Genomic DNA, 19,375 nt, shown 5'->3' with positions numbered 1-19,375 from the left:
CGCGGCACTCGCCCCCACCCCCGCACCGGCGCCCCTGCTCACCGGTACGACCGGGCCGACGGCGGCCGCAGCGCCGCGGCGACCGCCTCCGCCAGCGGCACGACGTCGGCCTCCGCCAGCGGCGAGACCGTGATGCGGATCGCCGGAGGGGAGTCCAGGCGGAAGCGGGCTCCGGGAGCCACGGCCCAGCCGGACTGGAGGAGGCGGGCGACGACGCCGGTCTCGTCGGGGACCGGGACCCAGACGTTCATGCCGCTGCGTCCGTGGGCCGTGACGCCGCGCTCGGCGAGGGCGTCGAGCAGGTGCCCTCGGCGTGCGCTGTAGGACGCGGCCACCTCCGGGCCCGCCGCGCCGTCGGCCCAGAGGCGGGCGACGGTGCGCTGGAGCAGGTGGCTCACCCAGCCGGGGCCGAGCCGCTGGCGGCCGCGCACCAGGTCGACGGTGCGGGTGTCGCCCGCGAGGACGGCCAGCCGGAGGTCGGGGCCATAGGTCTTGGACACGGAGCGGACGAAGGCCCAGTGCGGGGTGGCGCCTGCCAGGGGGTGCGCGGGGAGGTCGACGAAGCCGTGGCCGTGGTCGTCCTCGATCAGCACGGTGCCGGGATGTCCGCGCAGCACGGCGCGGAGTTCGCGGGCGCGGCCGGCGCTCACCGAGGCGCCGGTGGGATTCTGGGCCCGGGTGGTGACGACGAGGGCGCGGACGCCGGAGCGGAGGGCGCCGTCCAGCCCGGCGGGCAGCGGCCCCTCGCCGTCCACGCCGACGGGCACGGGCCGAAGCCCCAGCGCCGGGATCAGGTCCAGCACACTCCCCCAGCCCGGGTCCTCCACGGCGACCGCGTCGCCGGGCCGCAGATGGGCGGCGAGGACCCGCTCGATGGCGTCGAGCGAGCCGGAGGTGAGGGTGAGCGGCCCGGCCGGAACCCCGTCGGCGTCCAGCGCCGAGCGCGCGGCGCGCACCAGGTCCGGGTCGGCCGGGTCGTCCCCGTACAGCGCCGGGACCTGGTCCGCGCGGGCGGCGGCCTCCGCCAGCGCCGGGCCGAGAGCGGGCAGCAGCGCGGGGTCGGGGTTGCCGGTGGACAGGTCCCGCGCGCCCTCGGGCACGTCGAGGAGCGGTTCGTCGCGGCCGGTGGTGGCGGGCTTGGGGCGGACCCTGCTGCCCCGGCGGCCGGCGGTCTCGATCACCCCGCGCTCGCGCAGGGTGCGGTAGGCGGCCGCGACCGTGTTGGGATTGACGTCGAGCCGGGCCGCCAACTCCCGCATGGGCGGCAGCGGTTGGCCTGGCAGCAGCTCTCCGGAGCCGACCGCGCGTTCGACGCTGGCCGCGATCTCCGCTGCGCCCCGCCCCTGAATCGGATACTCTCCTAGCACAAACACGATTATGCACTAGTGCAATCAGACAGTCCAGGGAGGGCCGCCATGCAGGGCACCGGACAGGCAGCGCCGCAGGCCGAGTACGCACCGACCGACCGCACCGTGCCCACCAGGGCCCCCCAGCGGGCGTCGTACGACAGGGAGGCGGTGCACGCGATCCTCGACGAGGGCTATCTCTGCCACCTCGGCTTCGTCCGCGACGGGGCACCCGTGGTGCTGCCCACGCTGTACGGCCGGGTCGGCGAGCGGCTCTACGTCCACGGATCCACCGGATCGCGCCCGCTGCGGATGACCGGCGCCGCCGATCCGGGACTCCCGGTGTGCCTGACGGTCACACATGTCGACGGCCTGGTACTGGCCCGCTCCGCCTTCCATCACTCGATCAACTACCGCTCGGTGGTGGTGCACGGCGTGGCGCACGAGGTGACCGACCCCGAGGAGCGCCGGGCCGCCCTGGACGCCGTGGTGGACCAGGTGGTGCCCGGCCGCTCGGCCGACTCCCGCCCCGCCAACCGCAAGGAGCTGGCGGCGACGGCCGTGATCCGGCTGGACCTGGAGGAGGTGTCGGCCAAGGTACGCACCGGCGGCGTGGCCGACGAGCCGGAGGACCTCACCCTCCCGCACTGGGCCGGAGTGGTCCCCGTGCAGCGGACCTACGCAGCCCCGCTCGCCGACGCCGACCTGGCGCCCGGCACGGAACTGCCGGGATACCTTGCGGAGTTGACGAAGTAGAACCCTCGGGAGCCCGAGCGTCCGCCGCCCCCGGCGGGCGCTCGACGACCACCACGGCGCCCCGCCGCTCGTCCGATCGCCCGCGTCCGCCGAGTGCACGGGCGATCCCGCTCCCCGCGCGGCGCACCGCATCCGACGCCGCTCGCCGTTTCGCCGGAGGCTCTCAGGCGGCGGTCCCCCGCGCCGACAGTTCCCGTTCCGCGCCGCCCTCGGCGACCGGCTCCGCGGCCGCCTCGGCCGGTGCCGGGGACTGCGCGATGAACGCCCCGAGGAGCACGACCGCACCCCCGGCCACCTGCGGGAGCGACAGGTGCTCGCCGAGCAGCACCCAGGCCAGCACGGTGGCGATGACCGCCTCCAGGCACGCGACGACCCCGGCCACCTGCGGCGAGAGCCGCCGTACGGACAGCACGCCGGTGACGTAGGCGGCGACCGTGGCGACCAGCACGATCCAGGCCAGCAGCGCGAGCGCGGGCACCGGGATGCCGTCGAGGTGCGCGGTGCCTGTCAGCACCGTGCGGTCCATGGTCCAGGGCCGCGCGAGCAGGGTGAGCACGGCGGCACCGGCCAGCAGGCCGTACGCGATCACGCCGAGCGGGTCGGGCGCCCGCTCCCCCGCGTCACCGCCCTGGTCGGACAGGACGAAGTAGCCGACCTGGCAGCAGGCGGCGCCCAGCGCGAGCAGCAGGCCGAGCGCGTCGAAGCGCAGCCCGGACCACACCTCGACCACACAGGCGAGCCCGCCGGCCGCGAGGACCACACCGAGCGCGGCCGCCCTGGTCACCGGCCGCCGCTGCACGAACCGCACCCAGCCGAGCACCAGCGCCGGGGCCAGGTACTCGACGAGCAGCGCGACACCGACCGGGATGCGGGAGAGCGCGGCGAAATAGCAGGCCTGCACCCCGGCCACCGCGAGCAGTCCGAACCCGGCGAGCAGCGCGGGGCGCCGGCGGAGCAGCACGCGGTGCCGCACGGCGAGGGGCAGCATCACCAGGGCGGCGCCGGTGACCCGGAGCCAGACGACGTGCAGCGGGTCCAGGCCCGCCTCGATGAGCGGCTTGGCCGCGACTCCCGACCCGCCGAAGGCCAGGGCCGAGACGAGCGCAAGGCCGAGCCCGGCGCCTCGGCCGCTCCCACTGTTTCCGGACGTACGCACGCGCACATGATGACAGGGGATGACATGAGCGTCACCCTTGTTGACACCTGTCTCAGGAGGTGGACGCGGGGACGCGCCTCAGCGCCCCGTGGAGCGGTGCGCCTGCCCGGCGGCCAGTGCGCCGGAGGGTATTCCGGAGTGCTCCAGCACCTCGACGGCGCGGGAGCGCGGATCGGCGACCAGTGCGGCGAGCAGATCGAGACCGGTGGCGTGGAGTTCGCCCCGGCGCGTGGCGCGGCGCCGGGCCTCCCGCATGGCCTCGGCCGCGAGGGGCGACCAGCGCTCGGGGCTCTCGAAGGTGCCGTCGCCCCGCACGGGTCTCGGTACGGCACCCGGTGCGCCGCCGCCCTCCGCGACGCGCTGCCAGCCGAGTCCGTAGCCGATGCTGCGCTGCACCAGGTAACCCAGCAGCCGGACCAGTCGGGGACCGACGGCGGCACGGGCCTCGGGGTCGGCGTCCAGGAGGGAGTGCAGCAGATGGGCGGTGTCGATCTGCCGGTCGCCGTCCCGCACGGCGCGGCGGCGCGCGCCGGCGACGACCGCGGCGAGGGCCGCGTCGAGTCCGGTGCCGTCCGGTGCGCCGGCACCGCCCTCCTCGGGGACGGTCCGACCGGCTGTACGCGATTCCACGGTCCCACCCCATCAGTCACGGCGCCCCCTTCACATCCGCGAGGGGAACCATTCGCGCGTCCCACGCAGAGTGCAGACCGGCCCGCGCCGCCTCCTCCTCACGGATGAGGCCGCGTCTCCCGCCTCGGGGGCGCGTGCGGTCCGCCGCGCGCCCCGGGCGCAGCCACACGGCTCCCGCACACGTCTTCCACGAAGCGTCGGAAGCATGCGCGTACGGACCGGTGGGCTCGTCGGCGGTCCACGGCGGCCCGTACGTCCACCGCGTGTGCGCTCCGGGGGCGCGCAGCCTGCGGACCTGTTCCGGGCGCCTGGCACCGACCCGCCGAGGACCCCTTCCCGCGGGTGGGGGACCTGTGCGACGCGGCAGTGACACGCCGGGTGCCTGCGGCCTGAGCGCCGGCAAGGGTTCAGCCCTCGTCGGCGAGGATGAGGTACAGCTTCCGACGGGCGTCGTTGAGGACGGCCAGCGCCTTGTCCCGCTGCTCCTTGGTGCCGGTCTTCCAGACCTGCCCGAAGGCTTCCATCAGACCGGACCCGGCCTGGCGGATCTCGCTGAGCGCCTCCCAGTCGACACCTCGCGAAGCCTCCTCCCAGGGAGCGTCCGGCCCCTCCTCGGCGGCGGTGCGGCCGGCCCCGGTGAGCGCGAACAGCTTCTTCCCGCCCTCGCTCTCGCTGGCGATCAGGCCCTCGTCCTCCAGCAGTTGCAGCGTCGGGTACACCGAGCCGGGGCTCGGCTTCCACGCACCGCCGCTGCGCCCGGCGATCTCCTGGATCATCTCGTAACCGTGCATCGGCCGGTCCTTGAGCAGCGCCAGGATCGAGGCCCGCACGTCACCGCGCCGCGCCCGCCCCCTGGGCCCGCCGCGTCCGCGGCCGCCTCCGAAACCAGGTCCGCCGAACATCGGCCCACCGAACCCGGGCCCGCCCGGCCCGAAGGGCCCGAACGCTCCTCGCTCCCCCTCGAACCCGGGCCGGCCGTGCCGCCCCGGTCCGGCACCCCGGTGACCTCGCTGGAATCCATGACCGTGCATGACGATCACTCCGTTCTGTCTTCGATCCATCACATCCGATCGCGTTCCTTACGCGACACGTCAACGATATATCGCTATAAGTTCGCCGACAAGCCCCTCGGCAGGACCTTGCGGGGAGGGATCCGGGACGGCGGTGCGGACCCGGTCCCACCCCGGGCCGAGAACGGCATGCCGGTGGCGTCCGCCCGCCGGTCCCAGGGCGGCCCAGGGGGGGTCGTCGGCGACGGGACGGGCAGGACAGCGGGAAACCGGCTGGCCGCCCCGCGCCGCACCGGCATACGATCCCCCGCATGACGACGCGTCTGGTGCAGATCTCGATGAAGGCGACGGACAAGTCCGCGCTCGGGCGCTTCTGGGCGGCGGCGCTCGGCTGGAAGGTCACCGGGGACACGGCCGACGAGACGAACGTCGAGCCCGAGGGAGTCACGTACCCCTCCCCCGAGGCCGTCTGCATCGACGTCCTCGACGTCCCGGTCCCCAAGACGGGGAAGAACCGCGTCCACCTCGACCTCGCCACCGCCTCCGAGGCCCACAAGGCCGAACTGCTCTCCCGGCTGGCCGAGTTGGGTGCCACCCCCGTCGACATCGGCCAGGGCGACGTCCCCTGGACCGTCCTGGCCGACCCCGAGGGCAACGAGTTCTGCGTACTCGAGCCCAGGGAGCGGTACCGGGACACCGGCCCCGTCGCCGCCGTGGTCGTCGACTGCGTGGACCCGCGCGCCATGGCCCGCTTCTGGGGCGAGGCCATGGACTGGAACGTGCACGAGGTCACCGACGGCCTCGCCCGGCTCCGCTCCGGCAGGGCCGTCGGCCCCTACCTCGAGTTCATCCGCACCCCTGACCCCAAGTCCGGCCTGAACCGGGTCCACTTCGACCTCCGCCCCTACCCCGGCGACGACCAGTCCGCCGAGGCCGACCGCCTCCGCGCCCTGGGCGCCACCGACCTCGACTTCGGCCAGGGCGACGTCTCCTGGACCGTCCTCACCGACCCCGAGGACAACGAGTTCTGCCTCCTGGTCCCGCTGTGACGCGCACTCACGGGCAGGGGGTGACCGTCCGCCGGCGGGAGAACCCGCACGACGGCCTCCAGGACTGACGCACCCCACGACCACCTCCGGCCCCGGGGCCGACGTCCTCCGCCGGCTGAGGTCCGCCCGCGAAGCGCTGCTCTGGAAGCTCGACGGGCTCTCCGAGTACGACGCCCGGCGCCCGCCCCGCCCGGTTCCAATCTGCTGGGGCTGGTCGAGCACGCGGCCGGGGTGGAGCTGGGGTACCTGGGGGACGCCTTCGGCCGGCCCTCCGGTGAGGCGTTGCCGTGGCTCGCGAGGGGCGCCGAGGTCAACGCGGACGTGCGGGTCACCGCCGAGGAGTCGCGCGCGGACGTCGTGGAGCTCTACCGCCGCGCCTGGGCGCACGCGGACGCGACCGTCGAGGCGCTCCCGCTGGATACCGTGGGCCGGGTGCCGTGGGGGCCGAGCGGCCGGGACGAGATGACCCTGCACCACGCCGCCCTACGCGTCCTCGCCGGCACCCAGCGGCATGCCGGGCACGCCGACATCGTCCGGGAGCTGGTGGACGGCGCGACCGGGACGGACCGGACGGACACCGGCCTGCCGTAGGACGACCCCGTCCGGTGGTCGGCGCACCTGGCCCGGGTGGAGCGCGCGGCGCGGGACGCGTGACCCGTCGCGCACCGGCCCGCCGGGCGTTTGCCAGAATGGCGGCGGCCCGCAGGTGAGGGCCACCGCCGAAGTGTGAGGAACGAGCAGCATGACCGACCTGGCCCCCACGCCGCAGCAGAAGGAGATCGCCCGCGACCTCCAGGTACCCGAGTCCTTCGACGCGGAGCAGGAGATCGAGCGCCGGACCGCCTTCCTCGCCGAGCGTCTGACGTCCACGGGCCTGCGCTCACTGGTGCTCGGGATAAGCGGCGGGGTGGACTCGACCACGGCGGGCCGCCTCTGCCAGCTCGCGGTCGAGCGGGCACGCGCGGCGGGCCACGAGGCCACCTTCTACGCGATGCGGCTGCCGTACGGGGTGCAGGCCGACGAGGCCGACGCCCAGCTCGCGCTCGGCTTCATCCGTCCCGACCGCACTCTCACCGTGGACGTCCGCCCCGCGAGCGACGCGGCGCTGGACGCGGTCGTGGCCGGCGGCGTGGTCTTCCGCGACGACTACCACCAGGACTTCGTGCAGGGCAACATAAAGGCCCGTCAGCGCATGATCGCCCAGTACGCGGTGGCGGGCGCCCAGGACGGCCTGGTCGTCGGGACCGACCACGCGGCGGAGGCGGTCTCCGGCTTCTTCACCAAGCACGGTGACGGCGCGGCGGACGTCGTTCCCCTGACCGGCCTCACCAAGCGCCGCGTCCGCGCCCTGGCCGAAGCTCTCGGCGCCCCGGCCGAACTGGTCCGGAAGACCCCCACCGCCGACCTGGAGACCCTCGATCCCGGTAAGGCGGACGAGACCGCCCTCGGCGTCACCTACGACGACATCGACGACCTCCTGGAAGGCAAGCCGGTCCCGGACCCCGCCTACACCGTGATCGTCGACCGCTACCACCGCACCGAGCACAAGCGCCGGCTCCCGGTCGCGCCCTGAGCCCCGCCCGGCCAGGGCCACCCCTGCCCAACCGGCCTTGGCCGCCCGGCCGTCGGACCACCTAGTGCTGTGACCGGAAAGGTCTGCCGGAAAGCTCGCGGCGTCCGGTGCGGTGCATCGCAAGGCGGAGCATCGCCCGCGTACGGGATGTACGCGGGCGACGCGGCAACGCGGCGAGGTGCCGTGCCGGACGCCGCGAGCCGGTGAACCTTCCCGGTCACAGCACTAGGGTCTGCTCATGCGCATCCGAATCGTCGACGCCTTCGCCGATCGCCCCTTCACCGGGAACCCCGCCGGGGTACTGCTCCTGGACGACCCGTTCCCCGACGACGACTGGCTCCAGCAGGTGGCCGCCGAGGTGAACCACTCCGAGACGGCATTCGTCCACCGGCTGCCCGAGGGCGGCGAGGCGGACTGGGCGCTGCGGTGGTTCACCCCGGTCACGGAGGTGGCGATGTGCGGGCACGCCACGCTGGCCACCGCGCACGTGCTGTACGCCACCGGCGCCCATGCGGGCCTCGTACGGTTCGCCACCCGCAGCGGGGTGGTCGTCGCCACGCCGCACGAGGACGGGGAGATCACCCTGGACTTCCCGACCGCGCCGCTCACCGAGGTCGAAGTCCCCGCCGGTCTCGCCGACGCGCTGGGCACCGAGCCGGTGGCCGCGTTCGACACCGGGCCGAACGTAGGTGATCTGCTGGTGGAAGTGGCGAACGAGAAGACGGTGCTGGAGCTGACCCCGGACCACCGGCGACTGGGAAGCTGCTCCAGCCGGGGCGTGATCGTGACCGCCCGCGCCGAGGACCCCACACTGGGCTCGGACTACGTCTCCCGCTGCTTCTTCCCGAACGTCGGCATCGACGAGGACCCGGTGACCGGCAGCGCCCACACGGCACTCGCCCCCTACTGGTCCGCCCGCCTGGACCGCGACGACCTCACCGGCCTCCAGGCGTCCCGCCGCACCGGCCTGGTACACACCGGCCTGCGCGGGGCCCGCACGCTGCTCCGGGGCCGCGCGGTCACCGTCATCGACGGCGAACTCCGCGCGTAGCTCAGGGAGTCGGCAGCCAGCCCACCTTGCCCGCCAGCAGCGCGTACCCGACGAAGGCGCCGATGTCGAGCAGCGAGTGGGCGACGACCAGTGGGCCGACCCGGCCCCAGCGGCGGTACAGCCAGACGAACACCACGCCCATCACCATGTTGCCGATGAAGCCGCCGATGCCCTGGTAGAGGTGGTACGAGCCACGCAGGACCGCGCTGGCCACCAGCGCGGTCCCCGGGCTCCAGCCCGACTGGCCGAGCCTGCGCAGCAGATAGCCGACGACGATGACCTCTTCGAGGACCGCGTTCTGCACGGCGGACAGCACCAGCACCGGGTACTTCCACCACACGTCGGGCAGCGCCTCGGGTACCACGGTGAGGTTGAAGCCGAGCCCGCGCGCGGCCAGGTAGAAGGCGATCCCGGTACTGCCGATCACGGCCGCGACGGCGGCGCCCCGCGCCAGGTCGGACCAGGGCCGCCCCCGGTCGAAACCGATCACGCGCAGGCTCTCGCCCTCCCGGCACAGCAGATACGCGACCAGCGCCACCGGCACCAGCGCGGACGCGATCCCGAAGAGCTGCCAGGCAAGGTCGAGCCAGGGCCGGCCGGGCGCGGCGGACGCGTTGAGGGTGGCCGCCTGGTCCTTGAGCCCGCCGGGCTTGGTGACCGAACCGATGAAGCTGATGAGGGCGGACACCCCGCTCGCCCCGAGCGAGAGCGCCAGCACGATCAGCGTCTCGTCCCGCAGCATCCGCCGGGAGGGCTGCTGCCATGCCGTCGACTCGGCCACCGGTTCCGCCTCCAACCGCGTTCCGGGCGCCGGACGGCTCGACCTGCCCCCGCGCGCCTGTGTTCGGGCAAAGGATCGCAGAAGGACCCGGCCGGGCCGCGCACCGGGTGGCACACGGCCACGGCCGTACGCGGAGACCCGCGTACGGCCGTGGCCGTGAGAACCGTCCTCAGCCCAGCGGCACCGGCTCCGGCAGGCCCACCGGCCAGGTGTGCACCGGTTCCCCGGCGTGCATCAGCTCGGCGTACCGGCGCGTCGTCGCGGCCAGCGCCTCCTCCCTGCTGTGACCCTTGTCCAGTGCCTGGTGGAAGGTGGCCGCCTGCCAGGAAGCCCCGTTGACCCGTTTGCGGCAGCGCTCCTCGATGACGCCGAGATAGAAGTCCCGGTCGGCCGCCTCGATCCCCCACGCGTCCAGTCCCGCGGCGGCCATCGGCAGCAGCTCGTCGCGGACCAGGGTGACTGCCTCGACCTCGGCCGTACCGCCGTAGCGGCCGCGGCGGGGCCAGGTGAAGCGGGCGTCGATGCCGTACCGGCAGGCCGCGTCGAAGTTGGCCTCGGCGGCCTCGAAGGGCAGCCGGGACCACACCGGGCGGGGCTCCTCGGCCAGCGCCCGCACCAGCCCGTAGTAGAAGGCGGCGTTGGCGATCACGTCGGTGATGGTGGGCCCGGCGGGAAGAACCCGGTTCTCCACCCGGAGGTGGGGAACGCCGTCGGCGATGTCGTAGACCGGGCGGTTCCAGCGGTACACCGTGCCGTTGTGCAGGACGAGTTCGGCCAGCCTGGGCACGCCGCCGGCGTCGAGGACCTCCAGCGGCTCCTCGTCGTCGCAGATCGGGAGCAGGGGCGGGAAGTAGCGCAGGTTCTCCTCGAACAGGTCGTGGGCGCCGGTGATCCAGCGCTCGCCGAACCAGGTGCGCGGCCGTACGCCCTGGGCCTGGAGTTCCGGCGGGCGGGTGTCGGTGGCCTGGAGGAAGAGCGGCGGCCGGGACTCGCGCCACAGCTCGTGCCCGAACAGGAACGGCGAGTTGGCGCCGACGGCGATCTGTGCGGCCGAGGCCGCCTGCGCCGCGTTCCAGACGTCGGCGAACCGGTCGGGCGTCACCTGGAGATGGAGCTGCACGGAGGTGCAGGCCGCCTCGGGGACGATGGAGCGCGACGTGCAGCGCAGATGCTCCACGCCCTCGATGTCGAGCCGGAAGTCCTCACCGCGCGCGGCGACGATCTGGTCGTTGAGGAGGGCGTACCGGTCCACCTCGGAGAGGTTGGACGAGACCAGGTCGTCCCGGCCGAGCGTGGGCAGGATGCCGGTCATCACGATTCCGGCGTCCACCTCGGCCGCCTTGCGGTCGGCGTAGGCGAGGGAGGTGCGCAACTCCTCAGCGAGCCGGTCGAATACCCGGTCGCCCAGCCGGTGGGGCGCTATGTTGACCTCCAGATTGAACATGGCGAGCTCGGTCTGGAAATCGCGGCTGGCGATCCGCTCCAGTACCTCGCCGTTCAGCATTCTCGGCATACCGTCTGGGCCCGCCAGATTCAATTCGATCTCAAGTCCGACCAGGTTCTTGGGACGGTCGAACCGTTTCTCGGCCAGCAGCCGCTCCAGTCCCGCCAGGCACTTCTGGAGCTTTTCGCGGTAGCGCTGGCGATCGGACAGGTCGAACGGGCCTGCCACGACCTTCTCCCCCATGGAAGTGTCCCTCCTCGGATGGGCGGCCCGAGGGTCCGGCCGCCGGGGCTCCCGGATCGGTTGGGATGATGCCCAGCGGAAGCGATCGATAACGCCGCATCCGGCCTCGCCGCCCATTATTCTGACGGAAGTGTCCTGCGGCACATTCACGAGGCATGCCGCATCACGCATCTTCGGGTGCCCTGATCGCCTCGTGAAAAACGCCGACGACAATCGGCCGACCGCGCGGACGGGGTCCGGCGAGGTCAGCGGAGCCCGACGGCCGGGAAATCGGGACGTTCAACGCGTATCCGCGACCGGATATCGCCTTGCCGGGGCCACCGGAATCGGATAGCCGAAACAACCGGTGAACACGTGTCGTATAAACTTCGCTCACAGGGCCGAAGGATGGTGCCTCGGTACCGGTTTCTGACGCGTTTTTGCCGCATTCCCGGCCGTCGGTCGACGACCGGCAGATCTCCGTCGCACTCGCGTCCGCTCCGGGCCCCCGCCGCCCCCGGCCCTCCACCTGTGAGCAGACAGTGCCGTCCGCCCCACCCCTCGCGCCGCCGCGCCTGTCGAACGAGAGGCGACCCACCATGCCGCTGCACGTGCCCCCCGCGCCCGCGCCCGCACTGCACTCCGTCCTCACGGCCCTCGGTTCTCCCACCGCGGTCCGTGAGGCGCGCACCCCGGCCCTGCGTGCCGCTCAGGGTCCGGTCACGCCCGAACTCCCGCTCGCTCTGCACGTGTTGGACCACATCACCCCCAAGGGCCTGTCCGCGACGCGGCTGACGGGCTGGCGGTTCGTCATCCGGGCCGGCGACCGCCCGGTAGCGGCGGCCGACACCGTACTCACCCCGGACGGCTGGGCCTTCTCGCACTTCTTCGAGGGCCCCTACATCCCGTCCACCGAGCGGGCGCTCCAGCAGGCCGAGGCGCTGCTCCAGCCCTACCAGCCGCGCCTGCTGTCGGTGCCCGGCCTGTACATGCTCACCCTGTGGCTGCACGGTGATCCGACCGCGGACCCGGCCGAGGGCCATCCGGCCGCCACCGACCTGCTGGTGCCGCTCGCCCCGGCACCGCCCGGTATCCGGGCCCACCGGCCGCACCGGGCCTCGGAACTGCTGCCGGTGCTGACCCATCGTGCGACTCCCGTGCCCCTTCTCGGCTCACCCGCCTGACCGAACCCCCGCGTACCCCGCTTCCCGGCGCGGAAGCGGGGTACGGTCTTTTCTCCGGATACGCCGGATTCCTGCACGGGGTGTGCGTCTTCGCGTGAGCCCCACACATTTCGCTCGTGCGAGTAATTCCCCGCTCCTGTGAGCGAATGGCCGTCACTCCTCCATGTGGACTAGCCCTTTCCGGTCACCTCGAACCACCCAAAGGGACAGTGGAGGTGGATTGAACCGTCCGCGAGGGTGATGCGTCATGAACGAGTAAGAAGCGGTGCCGCGAAATCCCTGCGGAACGACGCCCAGCGGGCAACACTGGAATCCGACCGATGTTTCACCACGGGGGACGGACATGACCACGACAAAGCGAAAGATCCCGCCCATGTGCCAGCATCAACCCACCTGCCCGCCGGCCGAGTCCGCCGACCGTGAGTCGGCCCGTCTCGTGGCGCACCACCCGGAACAGGGGTGGAGTCTGCTGTGCAACGGCGTTCTGCTCTTCGAGGACACCGGTGAGCTCCTGCCCGACGGCCGGGTCATCGCCCCCCATCGCCCGCTCGGCGCGCTCATGACCGCCGCCTGAGCAGCACCTGAGGCGGCCCGCCGAGACCGCCCGCCGATCGCAGGGGCCGGACGCACACATGGTGCGCCCCGGCCCCGACTCGTGTCCGGAGCGGCCGGCCGGGGCGCCGGCTGGTCGGATCGTCCGGACGGGAGTGGGATGGAAGCAGGATGCGCGGGCGGTCCCTCCCCGAGGAGCGTGAAGTGATGTCCGGTTGCAACGCCCCCTGGGCCACGCGGGTGGTCGTCGGGGTGAGTGGTTCCCTCGGCAGCGTCACGGTCCTGCGCCGGGCCACCGCGCTCGCCCAGCGGCTGGCGGCCGAACTGTGGCCGGTGCTGGCCTGGACGCCGCCGGGCGGTGATCCGGCCGGCCGGCGCTCTCCTGTCGCCGACCCGCTGACCGAGGAATGGCAGCGGATGGCGGAGCACCGGCTCACCGCGCTGCTCGACGACCTCTTCGGCGAGGAGGGCCCCGGTCTCCCGCTGCACGCGGTGGTCGTGTGCGGCACACCGGGCAGGGCGCTGGTCGCGGTCGCGGACCGCGAGGACGACCTGCTGGTGGTCGGTGCGGGCCGCCGCGGACTACGCCGGGCCTTCTCCGGGCGGGTCTCCCGGCAGTGTCTCGCCCGCGCCCGCTGCCCGGTGCTCGCGGTGCCGCCCTCGCCGCTCGAGTCCGACCTGACGGCCGTCCACCGCCGCAACGCCTGGCACCGGCGCATGGACACCCGCGGCCTCTGACGCGGCCCGCGCTGGGCTGCGGGCCTGCCTCGCGCGAGGCAGCATGGACAAGGTGCGGACGGTCCCCCGACGCTCTCACCCGAGATGACGCTCGGTGTCCGCTCCCGGAGCCCCGACCCCCCCTCCCCGGTGGCGCCCGCACATCGCACATCCTGTCCCCGCAGGCTCCGGGCCTTCACTTATCGCCGCGTCAGCAATCCCCGTCGGCTCATTCTTAACGCAGGATTGACGCCTCTCCGCCGTGGAATCCATGGGGCGAGCGTCACTCTCCGCATACGCTGGACCGGCTGTCCGCGCGACCGCGGGCAGTGACCGCAGGCAGCCGAGCCGCACCACCTGGAGCACGCCGATGGCCACGACCGAGCACCCTCCCAGCCGTCTGCGCGGCTGGATGCTGCAGGGGCTCTCCGACATGGGCAAGCGGGGCGGCCTGACCGGTCCGCATGCCGAGCCGGAGCCCCCGCACCGTGGCCAGCGCTGGTGGCGGGTGATGTGCCTGACCGGCGTCGACTACTTCTCCACCCTCGGCTACCAGCCCGGCATCGCCGCCCTCGCGGCCGGTCTGCTCTCCCCGCTGGCGACCATCGTGCTGGTCGTCGTCACCCTGGCGGGCGCCCTCCCGGTGTACCGGCGGGTGGCGCAGGAGAGCCCGCACGGGCAGGGTTCCATCGCCATGCTGGAGCGGCTGCTGTCGTTCTGGAAGGGCAAGCTGTTCGTGCTGACCCTGCTGGGGTTCGCGGCCACCGACTTCCTGATCACCATCACGCTCTCCGCCGCCGACGCCTCCACCCACCTGGTGGAGAACCCGCATCTGACCAGCACGCTCGGCGGCCACCAGATGCTCATCACGCTGATCCTGGTGGCGCTGCTCGGCGCGGTCTTCCTCAAGGGCTTCCTGGAGGCCATGGGCGTCGCGGTCGCCCTGGTCGGCGTCTACCTGGCGCTCAACCTCGTCGTGGTGATCACCGGTCTGTGGCACGTGCTGACCGCCGAGCACGTGGTCACCGACTGGACCAACGCGCTGACCGTCCAGCACGGCAACATCTTCGCGATGATCGGTGTGGCCCTCATCGTCTTCCCCAAGCTCGCCCTCGGCCTGTCCGGCTTCGAGACCGGCGTCGCGGTGATGCCCCACGTCCAGGGCGAGGCGGGCGACACCGAGGAGCACCCGGTGGGCCGTATCCGTGACACCAAGAAGCTGCTCACCACCGCCGCCGTGATCATGAGCTGCTTCCTGATCACCACCAGCTTCATCACCACGCTGCTCATCCCGGCCGCCGAGTTCCAGCCCGGCGGCCAGGCCAACGGCCGCGCCCTGGCCTACCTCGCCCACGAGTACCTGGGCAACGCCTTCGGCACGGTGTACGACGTCTCGACCATCGCCATCCTGTGGTTCGCCGGCGCCTCCGCCATGGCCGGCCTGCTCAACCTGATGCCCCGATACCTCCCCCGGTACGGCATGGCCCCGCAATGGGCCCGCGCGGTGCGCCCGATGGTCATCGTCTTCATCCTGATCGCCTTCCTGGTCACCTGGCTGTTCGACGCCGACGTGGACAAGCAGGGCGGCGCCTACGCCACCGGCGTACTGGTGCTGATCAGCTCGGCCGCGATCGCGGTGACCATCGCCGCGCACAAGGCCGGACAGCGCGGCTGGACCATCGGGTTCGGCGTCATCTCCGCCGTCTTCCTGTACACCACGGTCGCCAACGTCATCGAACGGCCGGACGGCGTGAAGATCGGCGTCTGCTTCATCGCGGGCATCATGCTGGTCTCGCTGCTGTCCCGGCTGGCCCGCTCCTTCGAGCTGCGGGTGACCAGCGTGGCGATGGACCCGATGGCGGAACGGTTCGTCCGGGACATGGCCAGCAGGAAGATCCGGTTCATCGCCAACGAGCCCGACAACCGCGACCGGGCGGAGTACCGCGACAAGATCGAGCAGATCCGTACCGACAACGACATGCCCGAGCAGGAGGACTTCGTCTTCGTCGAGGTCACGGTGGCCGATCCCTCGGAGTTCGAGACGTGCCTGACGGTGCGCGGCGAGGTCCTGCACAACCGCTACCGGGTGCTGACCGTGGAGTCGTCCTCCATCCCCAACGCTCTCGCCGCCCTGATGCTGCACGTACGGGACCTGACCGGGCGCACGCCGCACATCTTCTTCGAGTGGACGGAGGGCAACCCGTTCGCCAACTTCCTGCGCTTCTTCCTCTTCGGCCAGGGCGAGGTCGCTCCGGTCACCCGTGAGGTGCTGCGCGAGGCGGAACCGGACCGGGCCCGCCGTCCCCGCGTGCACACCGGCTGACCCCTCCGGGCGCGCCCGCGTCCCGCCCGGAGCCCGGCCGCCGGCCTCTCGATCTAGGCTGACCGGCATGCAGTCCTACACGATCGGCCAGGCAGCCAGGCTCCTCGGCGTGAGCCCCGACACCGCCCGCCGCTGGGCCGACGCCGGCCGGATGGCCACCCACCGCGACGAGGCAGGGCGTCGCCTGATCGCCGGCCAGGACCTGGCGGCGTTCTCCGTCGAGCTGGCCCAGGCGGGCGGGTCGGCCGAGGAGGAGACGTCGGCCACCTCCGTGCGCAACGCCTTCCCCGGCATCGTCACCGCCATCAAGCTGGGCGACGTGGCCGCCCAGGTGGAGATCCAGGCGGGCCCGCACCGGCTGGTCTCGCTGCTCACCCGCGAGGCGGTCGACGAACTCGGTCTCGAGGTCGGCATGGAGGCCACCGCGCGCGTGAAGTCGACGAACGTGCACGTGGACCGCTTCTGAGCGGCCCCCGAAGTCGGGCCGGCGGCCATGACCGGGCGAACTCCCTCGGACAGCTTGCGTACCGCACACCTCCGGACAACCGCACATGCGAGGCCCAGACAGCCTGCGCGCGGCTCATGCGACAGCAGATCCGGCTTACGCCTGGCAAATGCGGCAGTATTATCGGCCTGGCGGCCGGTGTCCGGCCACCAGCGAGGGCGCGAGCGTCGTTCCGCCGAGACGAGGAGCAGAAGCCTGTGATGACCCGTTCAGCACGCCGGACCCGCCGGATGCTGCCGCTGGCCGGTGTGGGAGTCGCCGCCCTGCTGGCCCTCGGCGCCTGCTCCGACTCCGACGGGTCCACACCGGCCAAGGCCGGCAGCTCCGGCTCCCCGAGGCTGTCCGGCACGCTCACCGTGTTCGCGGCCGCCTCCCTCGAGGAGAGCTTCACGACGCTGGGCGAGCAGTTCGAGCGGGAGCACCCCGGCACCGAGGTCGCCTTCAACTTCGGTGGCAGCGACACCCTCGCCGCCAGTATCACCAGCGGCGCCCCGGCGGACGTGTTCGCCGCCGCCAGCCCCAGGACCATGGCGATCGTCACGGACGGGGAGGACACGGCGAGCGCCCCGTCCACCTTCGCCCGCAACCAGCTCGAGATCGCCACCCTGCCGGGCAACCCCGACAAGGTCGCCTCGTTGAAGGACCTCACCGGCCCGAAGCTCAAGGTCGTCCTCTGCGACAGGACCGTGCCGTGCGGCGCGGCCGCGCAGAAGGTGCTCGACGCCGGCGGCGTCGAGGTCACCCCGGTCTCCTACGAGCAGGACGTCAAGGCAGCCCTGAACAAGGTGGAGCTGAAGGAGGCCGACGCGTCCCTGGTCTACAGGACCGACGTGAAGTCCGCCGCGGGCAAGGTCCAGGGCGTGGAGTTCCCCGAGTCCGAGGACGCGATCAACGACTATCCGATCGCCCCGCTGAGGAACTCGAAGAACGCCGACGCCGCCGCCGCGTTCATCGCCCTGGTCGAGTCCCCCGACGGCCAGAGGGTGCTGACCCGGGCCGGGTTCCTCAAGCCGTGACCGACCTGAAGCAGCCCGCCGCGGCCCGTCCCGGCAGGGGCGGGCAGAGGCGCCCGCGTGTCCGTGCCGCCCGCGGGAGCGTGCCGGTCCCGCTGCTGGTGCCGGGTCTGCTCGCCATGGCGTTCCTTCTGGTGCCCCTGCTCGCCCTGCTGGTCCGCGCCCCCTGGCGCAGCCTGCCTTCCCAGCTCACCAGCGCCGAGGTGTGGCAGGCGCTCCAGCTCTCCCTGATCAGCGCGACCGCCGCCACCGCCGTCACCCTCGTGCTCGGCGTGCCGCTGGCCTGGCTGCTGGCCCGCACCGAGTTCCCCGGCCGGGGCCTGGTGCGGGCGCTGGTGACCCTGCCGTTGGTCCTGCCCCCGGTCGTCGGCGGTGTCGCGCTGCTGCTCGCGCTCGGCCGCAACGGCATCGTCGGCAGGTCACTGGACGCCTGGTTCGGCATCACCCTGCCGTTCACCACCGCCGGCGTGGTCGTCGCGGAGGCGTTCGTCGCCATGCCGTTCCTCGTCATCAGCGTCGAGGGCACCCTGCGGGCGGCCGACCCGCGCTACGAGGAGGCGGCCACCACGCTCGGCGCGTCCCGCTTCACCGCGTTCCGCCGGGTCACCCTGCCGCTGATCGCCCCGGGCATCGCGGCCGGTGCCGTGCTGGCATGGGCCCGCGCGCTCGGTGAGTTCGGGGCCACGATCACCTTCGCGGGCAACTTCCCGGGCCGTACCCAGACCATGCCGCTCGCGGTCTACCTCGCCCTTCAGAACGACCCGGAGGCCGCCGTCGCCCTCAGCCTGATCCTGCTCGCCGTGTCCATCGCGGTACTGGCGGGCCTGCGCGACCGGTGGATGACGGGAGCGTGACGGTGCGGCGAGGACGGAGGACGGCGAGCGGGCAGGCGCCGGCGGAGGACGACCGCCCCATGACCGGCACCGACGCGCCGCCGGCCCTGCCGACCGCGGCGGACGAACAGGGTCTCGACGCCCGTCTCGTGGTCGACCGGGGCTCGTTCCGGCTGGACGTGTCGCTGCGCGCGGCCCCCGGCGACGTGGTCGCGCTGCTCGGCCCGAACGGCGCGGGCAAGACCACCGCGCTGCGCGCCCTCGCGGGCCTAGTCCCGCTCTCCGGGGGCCGTCTGCGGCTGGACGGCACCGCGCTGGAGCGCATCCCGCCGGAGAGGCGTCCCGTCGGCGTGGTCTTCCAGGACTACCTCCTCTTCCCCCACCTGACCGCGCTGGACAACGTGGCCTTCGGGCCGCGCTGCCACGGCACCGGCAAGGCCGAGGCCCGTGCGCAGGCCGCCACCTGGCTGGAGCGGATGGGCCTGGCCGGCCACGCGGGCGCACGGCCCCGCCGTCTCTCCGGCGGCCAGGCCCAGCGGGTCGCGCTGGCAAGGGCGCTGGCGACCCGGCCCAGGCTGCTGCTCCTGGACGAACCGCTCGCCGCGCTGGACGCGCGTACCCGTCTGGAGGTCCGCTCGCAGTTGCGGCGCCACCTGGCGGAGTTCGAGGCGGTCGCCGTCCTGGTGACGCACGATCCGCTGGACGCCATGGTGCTGGCTGACCGGCTGGTGGTGGTCGAGCAGGGCAGGGTCGTGCAGGAGGGCACGCCCACCGAGATCGCCCGGCACCCCCGCACCGACTACATCGCGCAGTTGGTCGGCCTCAACCTCTACCGGGGCGAGGCGGACGGGCACGCGGTACGGCTGGACGGCGGGCCGTCGATCACCACGACCGAGGATCTGACGGGACCGGTGTTCGTCGCGTTCCCGCCGGTGGCCGTGACCCTGTTCCGGGACCGCCCCACCGGGGCGAGCGCCCGCAACCTGTGGCGCTGCGAGGTGGCCGGCCTGGAGACGCGCGGCGACCGGATCCGCGCGGACCTCACCGGGGAGATCCGGCTCGCCGCCGACCTCACCACGGCGGCGGCCGCCGAGCTGGACCTGCACACCGGTGCGGTGGTCTGGGCCACCGTCAAGGCGATGCAGACCCACGCCTACCCGGCGTGAGGATGGAGCCCTCGGACAAGGGCCGAGCGAACGCGAGAAGGCCCCCCGCCCGGACACCGGGCGG

At 73.1% G+C, this 19,375-nt stretch carries 18 protein-coding genes and 1 pseudogene; 13 read left to right on the top strand and 6 right to left on the bottom strand.

The genetic code is table 11. The annotated features are described in order from the left end of the window. Positions 1-38 precede the first annotated feature (38 nt). Complete coding sequence (locus ACWCV3_RS25620; RefSeq protein ID WP_451228591.1) at positions 39-1,367, bottom strand: aminotransferase class I/II-fold pyridoxal phosphate-dependent enzyme; 1,329 nt, start codon at positions 1,365-1,367, stop codon at positions 39-41. Positions 1,368-1,415: 48 nt separating this feature from the next. Here ACWCV3_RS25620 and ACWCV3_RS25615 point away from each other — a divergent pair, with 48 nt between their 5' ends. Beyond that, entirely contained in the window at positions 1,416-2,102 is a 687-nt protein-coding gene (locus tag ACWCV3_RS25615; RefSeq protein WP_451228588.1) for a pyridoxamine 5'-phosphate oxidase family protein, read from the top strand. 163 nt (positions 2,103-2,265) lie between these two features. On the opposite strand, the gene ACWCV3_RS25610 is transcribed toward ACWCV3_RS25615, so the two are convergent. The 3 genes from ACWCV3_RS25610 to ACWCV3_RS25600 form a co-directional block, all read right to left on the bottom strand. Then, a complete protein-coding gene (locus ACWCV3_RS25610) occupies positions 2,266-3,258 on the bottom strand; it encodes an EamA family transporter (RefSeq protein ID WP_451228585.1) in 993 nt (330 codons plus the stop codon). 78 nt (positions 3,259-3,336) lie between these two features. Then, positions 3,337-3,888, bottom strand: a complete 552-nt coding sequence (locus tag ACWCV3_RS25605; RefSeq protein ID WP_451228582.1) for a Clp protease N-terminal domain-containing protein — start codon at positions 3,886-3,888, stop codon at positions 3,337-3,339. Positions 3,889-4,295: 407 nt separating this feature from the next. Next, a complete protein-coding gene (locus ACWCV3_RS25600; RefSeq protein ID WP_451228579.1) occupies positions 4,296-4,919 on the bottom strand; it encodes a PadR family transcriptional regulator in 624 nt (207 codons plus the stop codon). A 290-nt stretch (positions 4,920-5,209) separates the two neighbouring features. On the opposite strand from ACWCV3_RS25600, the gene ACWCV3_RS25595 reads away from it, so the two are divergent. The 4 genes and pseudogenes from ACWCV3_RS25595 (at position 5,210) to ACWCV3_RS25580 (ending at position 8,571) form a co-directional block, all read left to right on the top strand. Next, the gene (locus ACWCV3_RS25595; protein WP_451228576.1) at positions 5,210-5,947 is read left to right on the top strand and encodes a VOC family protein; all 738 of its coding nucleotides are present in this window, start codon (positions 5,210-5,212) and stop codon (positions 5,945-5,947) included. Between the two features lie 64 nt (positions 5,948-6,011). Beyond that, positions 6,012-6,601: pseudogene (locus ACWCV3_RS25590) on the top strand (DinB family protein). An 88-nt stretch (positions 6,602-6,689) separates the two neighbouring features. Further along, positions 6,690-7,520 (top strand): ammonia-dependent NAD(+) synthetase, encoded by an 831-nt coding sequence (gene nadE / locus ACWCV3_RS25585; protein ID WP_451228573.1) that lies wholly within the window; start codon positions 6,690-6,692, stop codon positions 7,518-7,520. Between the two features lie 238 nt (positions 7,521-7,758). Beyond that, entirely contained in the window at positions 7,759-8,571 is an 813-nt protein-coding gene (locus ACWCV3_RS25580) for a PhzF family phenazine biosynthesis protein (RefSeq protein WP_451228571.1), read from the top strand. Between the two features lies 1 nt (position 8,572). Here ACWCV3_RS25580 and ACWCV3_RS25575 read toward each other — a convergent pair whose 3' ends face one another. Both ACWCV3_RS25575 and ACWCV3_RS25570 read right to left on the bottom strand, forming a co-directional pair. Further along, on the bottom strand, positions 8,573-9,313 hold the full coding sequence (locus tag ACWCV3_RS25575; protein WP_451228679.1) for a CPBP family intramembrane glutamic endopeptidase: 741 nt from the start codon (positions 9,311-9,313) through the stop codon (positions 8,573-8,575). Between the two features lie 208 nt (positions 9,314-9,521). Next, complete coding sequence (locus tag ACWCV3_RS25570; protein WP_451228569.1) at positions 9,522-11,039, bottom strand: glutamate--cysteine ligase; 1,518 nt, start codon at positions 11,037-11,039, stop codon at positions 9,522-9,524. 578 nt (positions 11,040-11,617) lie between these two features. Between ACWCV3_RS25570 and ACWCV3_RS25565 the strand changes: the two genes are divergently transcribed. The 8 genes from ACWCV3_RS25565 (at position 11,618) to ACWCV3_RS25530 (ending at position 19,311) form a co-directional block, all read left to right on the top strand. After that, positions 11,618-12,202 carry a hypothetical protein gene (locus ACWCV3_RS25565; protein ID WP_451228566.1) on the top strand — a complete coding sequence of 195 codons (585 nt, stop codon included), beginning with the start codon at positions 11,618-11,620 and terminating at the stop codon, positions 12,200-12,202. Between the two features lie 373 nt (positions 12,203-12,575). Beyond that, complete coding sequence (locus tag ACWCV3_RS25560) at positions 12,576-12,776, top strand: DUF5999 family protein (RefSeq protein ID WP_030808771.1); 201 nt, start codon at positions 12,576-12,578, stop codon at positions 12,774-12,776. A gap of 185 nt (positions 12,777-12,961) precedes the next feature. Next, positions 12,962-13,492: a universal stress protein gene (locus tag ACWCV3_RS25555; protein ID WP_451228563.1), complete on the top strand. Its 531-nt coding sequence runs from the start codon at positions 12,962-12,964 to the stop codon at positions 13,490-13,492. Positions 13,493-13,841: 349 nt separating this feature from the next. Beyond that, positions 13,842-15,794: an amino acid transporter gene (locus ACWCV3_RS25550; protein WP_451228560.1), complete on the top strand. Its 1,953-nt coding sequence runs from the start codon at positions 13,842-13,844 to the stop codon at positions 15,792-15,794. Positions 15,795-15,861: 67 nt separating this feature from the next. Further along, entirely contained in the window at positions 15,862-16,260 is a 399-nt protein-coding gene (locus ACWCV3_RS25545) for a TOBE domain-containing protein (RefSeq protein WP_451228557.1), read from the top strand. 239 nt (positions 16,261-16,499) lie between these two features. Beyond that, complete coding sequence (gene modA, locus ACWCV3_RS25540; protein WP_451228554.1) at positions 16,500-17,315, top strand: molybdate ABC transporter substrate-binding protein; 816 nt, start codon at positions 16,500-16,502, stop codon at positions 17,313-17,315. Continuing rightward, entirely contained in the window at positions 17,312-18,166 is an 855-nt protein-coding gene (locus ACWCV3_RS25535) for an ABC transporter permease (RefSeq protein WP_451228551.1), read from the top strand. Before modA ends, ACWCV3_RS25535 begins: the two co-directional genes overlap by 4 nt. Positions 18,167-18,225: 59 nt before the next feature. After that, complete coding sequence (locus ACWCV3_RS25530; protein ID WP_451228548.1) at positions 18,226-19,311, top strand: ABC transporter ATP-binding protein; 1,086 nt, start codon at positions 18,226-18,228, stop codon at positions 19,309-19,311. Positions 19,312-19,375: the final 64 nt, after the last annotated feature.

The sequence above is a fragment of the Streptomyces sp. NPDC001781 genome, from assembly GCF_053596035.1.
Note: the sequence above shows the minus strand (reverse complement) of the source record. Positions and strands in the feature narration are given on the sequence as shown.